We start from the raw sequence: 7,776 nt of genomic DNA, 5'->3' as shown, positions 1-7,776 counted from the left end.
GTGTAGTAATCGAGCGGGCGACCGAAGGCGGCGTCATAGCGGATTTTTTCGGCCGGCAAGCCATGCGCTTCGATCGCCTTGGCGCGGGCAGCGAACTTTTCCAGCGCAACATCGAGCGACAGCCCGGCGCCGGTGGCGAAGGTCTCCAGTGCCTGGGCCGCGCTATTGAGCGGCACGTCGATCGCCAGAAAATCCTTCAGCGCGGAAAAGGCCTCGCTCGACAACCGAACGCTGCGCAACTCGGCTTTCTCGATCAGCCGCCGGGCAATGTCGGACGGCGCGCGTCCGGCGGACGCCGACAGGCCCGCCTCTTCCATGCCGCTGGCGATATGGGCGGAAAGACCGTCCAGATCACCGTCGAGGACGAGGGCGGCGACTGGACCGGAGAGCTGGCTGTTGCGCGGCGGGTTGGCGAGATCGGCGAGAGCCGCCTCAAGCATCGGCGCCGAGCCGAACGCACGGGCAAGGCGCATGCGCCAGCCGCGCGGCAGCCCGAGAGCAGCCAGAACCGCCTCAAAAATGGTCTGGTCGCCGAGCGTGATCGCCAGCGCCTGGCCGGGCAGCACCAGCGACAGCAGCGCATGCGCATCGGCCACCGAGCGGGCATCGGCTCCAGCGGTATCGCGGTCACCGAGATCCTCAATGCCGGCCTGGAAGAACTCGTTGCCGCCTTCGCGGCGCTGTCGAAACACCTCGCCCAGATAGGAATAACGGCGCGGCGTGCCGGCCTGCGAACTTATGTGATCAAGGCAGACCGGAATGGTGAATTCCGGCCGCAGGCACAATGTCTGGCCGGTCTCGCTTTCGGTGAGGAAGATGCGGCGGCGCAAATCCTCGCCGGCCATGTCGAGGAAGGGGTCCGCCGGCTGCAATATGGCGACCTCGACGGCGTGCGTGTTGCGCGTGGCGAAGAGGTTGGTGATGTCGGTGGAGATGGCGGGGGTGCGGGAGGTCAACTTGCTGACCTCAGTGCTGCACGACCCTCTGGTCCCAAACCAGAGGCGCCAACGCGACCTCTACTCGCCACGTGCCCTCTCCTCGGCCTGCGCCGCCAAAATCTTCCTCACTTCAGCGACCAGCTCGCCTTCCGCCACCGTCACCTGCGCCGGGCGGGCGGCGCGCCATTCGGCGTTATCGGTGATTTCGGCAGACATGCGCGCGCCTTCGATCAGGTCCTTGATCTGCAGCTCGCCCTTGGCGCGCTCGTCGCCGCCCTGGATGATGGCGACCGGGCAGCCGCGCCGGTCGGCATATTTGAGCTGCGCCTTCATGCCGGCGCCGCCGAGATACATTTCGGAACGGATGCCGGCGGCGCGCAGCTCCGCCACCATCTTCTGGTAGCGGCCGAGGCTGTCGGTGTCCTTGTCCATGACCAGCACGACGACAGGCGCGATCACGTCCGAGGCGTCGAGCTTGCCGAGGTTCTTCAGCGCGGTCATCAACCTGGAGACGCCGATGGAAAAGCCGGTCGCCGGCACAGGCTCTCCACGAAAGCGCGACACCAGGCCATCATAGCGCCCGCCGCCACCGACCGAACCGAAGCGCACGATCTGGCCGTCTTCGTTGGGGATTTCGGCCAGAAGCTCGGCTTCGAGGACGGGGCCGGTGTAGTATTCGAGGCCGCGCACGACGGAGCGGTCCATGGCAATACGGTCCTCGCCATATCCTGCCGCCCTGACCAGCGCTTCAATCGTGGCGAGTTCGCCGACGCCTTCCTGGTAGATGGCGTTCGAACTGACCATGGAATCCTGGCCGGCCTGTATAGTCCTCGCGGTCGCGAGAAGAACCGCCTCGGCCTGCCCGTTGTTCAACCCGGCGCCCTTGGCGAAGTCGCCCTCGCCCTCCTTGCCGCCGTCCCAGCGGCCCGGGCCAAGCAAAAGCTTCACGCCTTCCGGCCCGAGCTTGTCCAGCTTGTCGATCGCGCGCAGGACCGTCAGCCGGCGGCCGCCATTCTCCTCACCGCCAAGGCCGATCGCCTCCAACACGCCGTCCAGAACCTTGCGGTTGTTGACGCGGATGACGTAGTCGCCGCGCTTGATGCCGAGCGCTTCCATGACGTCGGCCATCATCATCGCCATCTCGGCGTCGGCGGCCACGCCCGGCGTGCCGATCGTGTCGGCGTCGAACTGCATGAACTGGCGGAAGCGGCCGGGGCCTGGCTTCTCGTTGCGGAACACCCAGCCGGAGCGATAGCTGCGGTAAGGCTTGGGCAGGCGCTCGTAATTCTCGGCGACGAAACGGGCCGTCGGCGCGGTCAGGTCGTAGCGCAGCGACAGCCACTGGTCGTCGTCATCCTGGAAGGAGAACACGCCTTCGTTCGGCCGGTCCTGGTCGGGCAGGAATTTTCCGAGCGCGTCGGTGTATTCGATCAGCGGCTGGTCGGCCGGTTCGAAGCCATAAAGCTCATAGACCGAGCGGATCGTCGCCATCATCTTCTCGACTGCGCGGATGTCCTCGGCGCTGCGGTCGGCAAAACCGCGCGGCAGTCGCGCTTTCGTCTTTTCCGATTTATCGGCCATGGGCTGGGGTCTTTTTTGCTAAGTTATCGATGACATATTGCGAGTGGGCGTGTCCTAACCGAAGCGGCGAGGACCAGCAAGGGTTTGCACCCTCTCTACGAGGTGGCTAGGAACAGTTCGATAGCTTTGCAAGTACAGCGCCGCCCCTCATCCGCCTGCCGGCACCTTCTCCCCGTATAGTGACGGGGAGAAGAGAGCTGAACGCGGACTCGGGCATTCTCTTGCAACCTGGACGACTGGCGAAACCATCGACGAGGGCGTCCTTCTCCCCGTCGCTATACGGGGAGAAGTGCCCGGCAGGGCGATGAGGGGCGGCGCAGAACGACCAAGATTTGGGCCTACCATCCGAGCCAAGCTCTGAAACAAAACGCAGCGAAAATGAAACAATCCCGCCACGGGTACGGCATCGTGCCGACACAATCGCAAGAGATAAACGCGGGAAATGAGGGGTTCGCGGCAATGACCAGCACAGCAAGATTCCACGCCATCGACAGCGATGCCGAATTGCCCGCACGCCTGCGCCCGGCCGACATCAACGCCCCGAAAATGATCAGCCAGGCTGCCGGCCCGTTCGAAGTGCCCGGCGAGACCGGCAAGGGACCATCCATGCGCGACGCGTTGATGACCGGCCTGCTGGTGATCTATCCGACCGTGGCCACGGTGGTGGCGATCGTCGCCGGCCTGGTGCTGGCCAGCGCCAACGGCACCTGAGCCTATTTCGGCCGCCTGAAAGCCTTCCGCTGCTTCTCGACCTCTTTGCGGCAGACGCAGCCCTCGAGGTGGTCGTTGACCAGGCCCATGGCCTGCATGAAGGCGTAGACCGTGGTCGGGCCGACAAAGCTCCAGCCGCGTTTCTTCAGCTCCTTCGAAATCCGCACCGAGACGGCCGTTGTCGGGTTGGCGCGCAGATGGGCGAGGTCGACGATTTGCGGCCGCTCGTCCTTACCGGGTTCGAACTTCCAGAACCAGGCGGCCAGCGAGCCGAATTCGTCGGCCATTTCGCGGGCGCGCTTGGCGTTGTTGATGGTCGAGACAATCTTGCCGCGATGGCGGATGATGCCGGCATTGCCGAGCAGGCGTTCGACATCCTTGTCGGTGAAGGCGGCGACCTTGTCGAACTCGAAATTGGCGAAGGCTTCGCGAAAATTCTCCCGCTTGCGCAGGATGGTCAGCCACGACAGGCCCGACTGAAAGCCTTCGAGGCAGATCTTTTCGAACAGCCTGCGGTCGTCGGCCACAGGCCGGCCCCATTCATGATCGTGGTAGTGCAGATAGTCGGGCAGATTGCCGTGCCAGAAGCAGCGCGCGACACCGTCGGGACCGGCGAGCAGGCCGGTGTTTTCCTTGTCCATAAGCCAAAATCCGTTCGTTAACGCGCTTTTGCGCGGCATTTACTGCGGCTTTACCAGATTCCTGAACCCGGCGGTAACCACACCAAAAGGTTTACTGACAAAGCCGCATTTTATGCATTCCGATTCATTTTTCGGTTGCTGCTTGCGCGCCAATGATCGCCGAACCGGGAGGACGTTTCCACCCGTTTTGTATCAGACGATCAAGGTGCGTTACGATGAAGACAGTTCTGTTTCCCGTGCTCGGCGCCGTGGCTGTGTTTGCCGCCGGCGTCACACCGTCAATCGCCGGCGACCGCTATGCCGACAGGCCGCCGGTGATGGTTAGCCCCGACCTTTCCGCACCCTGGGTGCTGCAGCTTGGCCAGGCGCCCGGCGTCGTGCGCCAGAACCGCCAGGTGGTGCAGCAGCAGCAACAGAGACGCCTCCTGCGCCCGGCGCAGCCCGACCGGGTGCAGACTGCGGCGGTGCAGCCGCCGGCCAAGCGCATGGTCGCGCGTCCTCAGATCAACCCGATCTACCTGCCGCGGGAAGTCGACTATGGCGGAGGCCAGAAGCCGGGCACGATCGTCATCGACACCACGCAGAATTTCCTCTTCCTGGTCGAGAAGAACGGCAAGGCAAGGCGCTATGGCGTCGGCACCGGCAAGCCGGGCTTCGAATGGTCGGGTACGCACAAGATCACCAACAAGCGCGAGTGGCCGGACTGGCGCCCGCCGGCGCAGATGATCAAGCGCGAAGCCGCCAAGGGCCGCTATCTGCCGACCTATCTTGCCGGCGGCGCGGAGAACCCGCTTGGCGCCCGCGCGCTCTACCTCGGCACGACCGAATACCGCATCCACGGCACCAACCAGCCCTGGACGATCGGCGGCGCGGTGTCGTCGGGCTGCATCCGCATGCGCAACGAGGACGTCGTCGACCTTTATGAGCGGGTCAATGTCGGAACCACGGTCGAGGTGATATAATAGGTCCTGCGAATCACCTGGCCAGCAAAGCAGTCCGCTTTTCGAGGCCAGTTTAGGGATAACGGGGGACGGGCCGTATGGGGATGCGGCCGGCCAGGAAGGGCAGCACGGGAAACCGCGCTGCCCTTTCCGTTTTTGAGCAGAAATCGAGGGCAAAAGGTCACCGACGCGTCGCGCAACGGGCATAGCGGTTCGCTTTCGTGCTGCCTTTACCGCATTCTTTTGCTATCCCGGTGGCTAGTTCCACAAAAGAGTTCACCCATGCCCCTGTCCGAAGACAGCCGTTATCTCAAGGGCGGCCCGGTAGCCCAGCGCATCATCGCCGCCGTTGCCGAGGACGCAGCGATCGCCAAAGCTGAGGGTTTTCCGCCCAAGCTGATCTCGATCCCCGTCGGCGACCCCGATGCGGTGGATGTTTATGTGCGCAACCAGCGCGCCAAGGCTGAGCTCGCCGGCATCGATTTCGAGGAGCGGCGCTTTCCCGCCACCATCACGGCAGGCGAACTGGAAGCTGCGATCCACGGCCTGAATGCCGATCCGCGCGTCACCGGCATTATCATCCAGCGGCCGGTGCCCGCGCACATCCCGATCAGGACACTGCAGGCGGCGGTGCATCCGCTGAAGGACGTCGAAGGCATGCATCCGGCCTCGATCGGCAACATCGTCTACAACCAGCTCGATCTCGCGCCTTGCACGGCGGCCGCCTCGGTCGAACTGCTCAAGGAAACCGGCCTCGACCTCAAGGGACTGGAAGTCGTCATCGTCGGCCATTCGGAAATCGTCGGCAAGCCGATCGCCTTCCTGTTGATGAGCGAAGGCGCGACGGTGACGGTCTGCCACCACATGACGCGATCGGTCGCCGCGCATGCAAGGCGCGCCGACGCGCTGTTCGTCGCCGTCGGCAGGCCGCGGCTGATCAAGGCCGACATGGTCAAGCCGGGCGCCGCCGTCATCGACATCGGCATCAATTCCGAAATCGGGCCTGACGGCTCCAGCCGCATCGTCGGCGACGTCGACACCGAAAGCGTGCGCGAGGTCGCCTCCTGGATCACCCCGGTGCCGGGCGGCGTCGGCCCGATCACGGTCGCCATCCTGCTGCGCAACACGATGGTGGCGCTCAGCCGCCAGCGTGCGCTTTATGAGGCGACCTACGGTACGGCCGACAGGCTTGCGGCGGAGTAAGGACAGGGCGACGCCAAAGGCCCCCTCACCCAGCCTCCGCTTCGCCCGGCTGACCTCTCCCGAGGGGAGAGGAGGCTGTCACCGCCGGCGCAAATCTCTTCTCCCCAACGGGGAGAAGGTGGCCGCGAAGCGGCCGGATGAGGGGGATTTGCCGTAACTCTGACAGCGCGCCACGCTACTCAGCCGCAGCCAGCCTTGCCTCGGGGATCCCCTCCGGCATCGGTCCACCATAAGCCCAGTCGAGCAGCTTGATCGTGTGCACCACCGGCAGCTTGGCGGCGGAAGCGATCTGGGTGATGCAGCCGATGTTGCCGGTGGCGACGATCGAAGCCCCCGTCGCCTCGATGTTTTTCACCTTGCGGTCGCGCAGCTTGGCCGAGATCTCGGGCTGCAGGATGTTGTAGGTGCCGGCCGAACCGCAGCACAAATGCCCTTCGCGCGGCTCGCGCACGACGAAGCCGGCCTTGGCGAGCAGTTCCTTCGGCTGGCGGGTGATCTTCTGGCCGTGCTGCATCGAACAGGCCGAGTGATAGGCGACAACCGTGCCCGGCTTGCGCACCGGTTCAGGCAGATCGAAGGTCGAGAGATATTCGGTGATGTCCTTGGCCAGCGCCGAAACGCGCGCGGCCTTGTCGGCATAGGCCGGATCCAGCCGCAGCATGAAACCGTAGTCCTTGATCGTCGTGCCGCAGCCGGATGCAGTGATGACGATGGCATCGAGCCCGCCTTGTTCGATGGCGCGCGTCCAGGCATCGACATTCTGCCTCGCCGAGGCAAGCGCGGCCTGCTCGCGCCCCATATGATGCACCAGCGCGCCGCAGCAGCCCTCGCCCGGCGGCACCACGACCTCGACGCCGAGCCGCGTCAGCAGCGAAATCGTGGCGTCGTTGATGGCGGGATCGAGCACCGATTGCGCGCAGCCAGTGAGGATAGCGACGCGGCCTCTTTTGCTCCCCTGCCCGGCATGGATGCCTGGCGAGCCCATCGGCGAAGCTGCCGGGATCGAGGCCGGCGCGAGCTTGAGCATCGCACTGAGCGGCTTCAGCGCCGGAACCTTGTCGAACAAGCCTATAAACGGCTTGCCCAGCTTCGCCAGCTTGAGCGCGGCGCGAAACCGCTGGGGATAAGGCAGCACGAAGGCCAGCATGGCGCGGGTCAGTCGATCGAGCAGCGGCCGCTTGTAGGTCTCCTGGATATGGGCGCGGGCATGGTCGACCAGATGCATGTAGTTCACGCCCGACGGGCAGGTGGTCATGCAGGCGAGGCACGACAGGCATCGATCGATATGGGTGACGATCTGCTTGTCGGCGGGACGGCCATTTTCCAGCATGTCCTTGATCAGGTAGATGCGCCCGCGCGGTGAATCGAGCTCGTTGCCAAGCGTCACATAGGTCGGGCAGGTGGCGGTGCAGAAGCCGCAATGCACGCATTTGCGCAGGATCCTTTCCGATTCCGCGACATGCGGATCGGCAAGCTGGGCAAGCGAAAAATTGGTCTGCATCGCGTTGGATCCTAAGCCATTCGGCCGGGATTGAGGATGTTTTTGGGGTCGAATTCCTGCTTCAGGCGCTGGCTGAGTGCGGCAAGTGCGGGCGGCTGCGGCTCGAACACCGGCAGAGCGGCGCGATGCGAAGGTGCGGCACGCACCAGCGTCGCATGGCCGCCGCCATGTTTCCTCAACAGCCCGCGCAGCAGGGCGGCTTCCGGATCGCCTTGTTCCATGCGCAGCCACACCAGCCCGCCCTGCCAGTCATAGAAGGC

General features: G+C 64.6%; 8 protein-coding genes. 3 read left to right on the top strand and 5 right to left on the bottom strand.

Annotation, left to right across the window (positions count from 1 at the left end; genetic code table 11):
- Both EN750_RS10445 and hisS read right to left on the bottom strand, forming a co-directional pair.
- Positions 1-956, bottom strand: a 956-nt coding sequence (locus EN750_RS10445) for an ATP phosphoribosyltransferase regulatory subunit (RefSeq protein WP_127396371.1), incomplete at its 3' end; no start/stop codon positions are given.
- A gap of 60 nt (positions 957-1,016) precedes the next feature.
- Positions 1,017-2,519, bottom strand: coding sequence for a histidine--tRNA ligase (gene hisS / locus EN750_RS10440; RefSeq protein WP_127396370.1), 1,503 nt, complete (start codon positions 2,517-2,519; stop codon positions 1,017-1,019).
- A gap of 459 nt (positions 2,520-2,978) precedes the next feature.
- On the opposite strand from hisS, the gene EN750_RS10430 reads away from it, so the two are divergent.
- Positions 2,979-3,230: a hypothetical protein gene (locus EN750_RS10430; protein WP_127268833.1), complete on the top strand. Its 252-nt coding sequence runs from the start codon at positions 2,979-2,981 to the stop codon at positions 3,228-3,230.
- Between the two features lie 2 nt (positions 3,231-3,232).
- Here EN750_RS10430 and EN750_RS10425 read toward each other — a convergent pair whose 3' ends face one another.
- Positions 3,233-3,871: a DNA-3-methyladenine glycosylase I gene (locus EN750_RS10425; protein ID WP_127268832.1), complete on the bottom strand. Its 639-nt coding sequence runs from the start codon at positions 3,869-3,871 to the stop codon at positions 3,233-3,235.
- 215 nt (positions 3,872-4,086) lie between these two features.
- Between EN750_RS10425 and EN750_RS10420 the strand changes: the two genes are divergently transcribed.
- Both EN750_RS10420 and EN750_RS10415 read left to right on the top strand, forming a co-directional pair.
- Entirely contained in the window at positions 4,087-4,833 is a 747-nt protein-coding gene (locus EN750_RS10420; protein WP_127396369.1) for a L,D-transpeptidase, read from the top strand.
- A gap of 261 nt (positions 4,834-5,094) precedes the next feature.
- Positions 5,095-6,015, top strand: a complete 921-nt coding sequence (locus EN750_RS10415) for a bifunctional 5,10-methylenetetrahydrofolate dehydrogenase/5,10-methenyltetrahydrofolate cyclohydrolase (protein ID WP_127396368.1) — start codon at positions 5,095-5,097, stop codon at positions 6,013-6,015.
- 175 nt (positions 6,016-6,190) lie between these two features.
- Here the strand turns inward: EN750_RS10415 and glcF are convergent, their stop codons facing one another.
- Together glcF and EN750_RS10405 are read right to left on the bottom strand one after the other, a co-directional pair.
- Positions 6,191-7,516: a glycolate oxidase subunit GlcF gene (gene glcF, locus EN750_RS10410; RefSeq protein ID WP_127396367.1), complete on the bottom strand. Its 1,326-nt coding sequence runs from the start codon at positions 7,514-7,516 to the stop codon at positions 6,191-6,193.
- Positions 7,517-7,527: 11 nt separating this feature from the next.
- Positions 7,528-7,776: FAD-linked oxidase C-terminal domain-containing protein (locus tag EN750_RS10405; protein ID WP_281062279.1), on the bottom strand; the 249-nt coding region annotated here is incomplete at its 5' end.

Origin of the sequence: Mesorhizobium sp. M7A.F.Ca.ET.027.03.2.1, assembly GCF_003999175.1 — a bacterium.
Taxonomy (GTDB): Bacteria; Pseudomonadota; Alphaproteobacteria; order Rhizobiales; family Rhizobiaceae; genus Mesorhizobium.
Note: the sequence above shows the minus strand (reverse complement) of the source record. Positions and strands in the feature narration are given on the sequence as shown.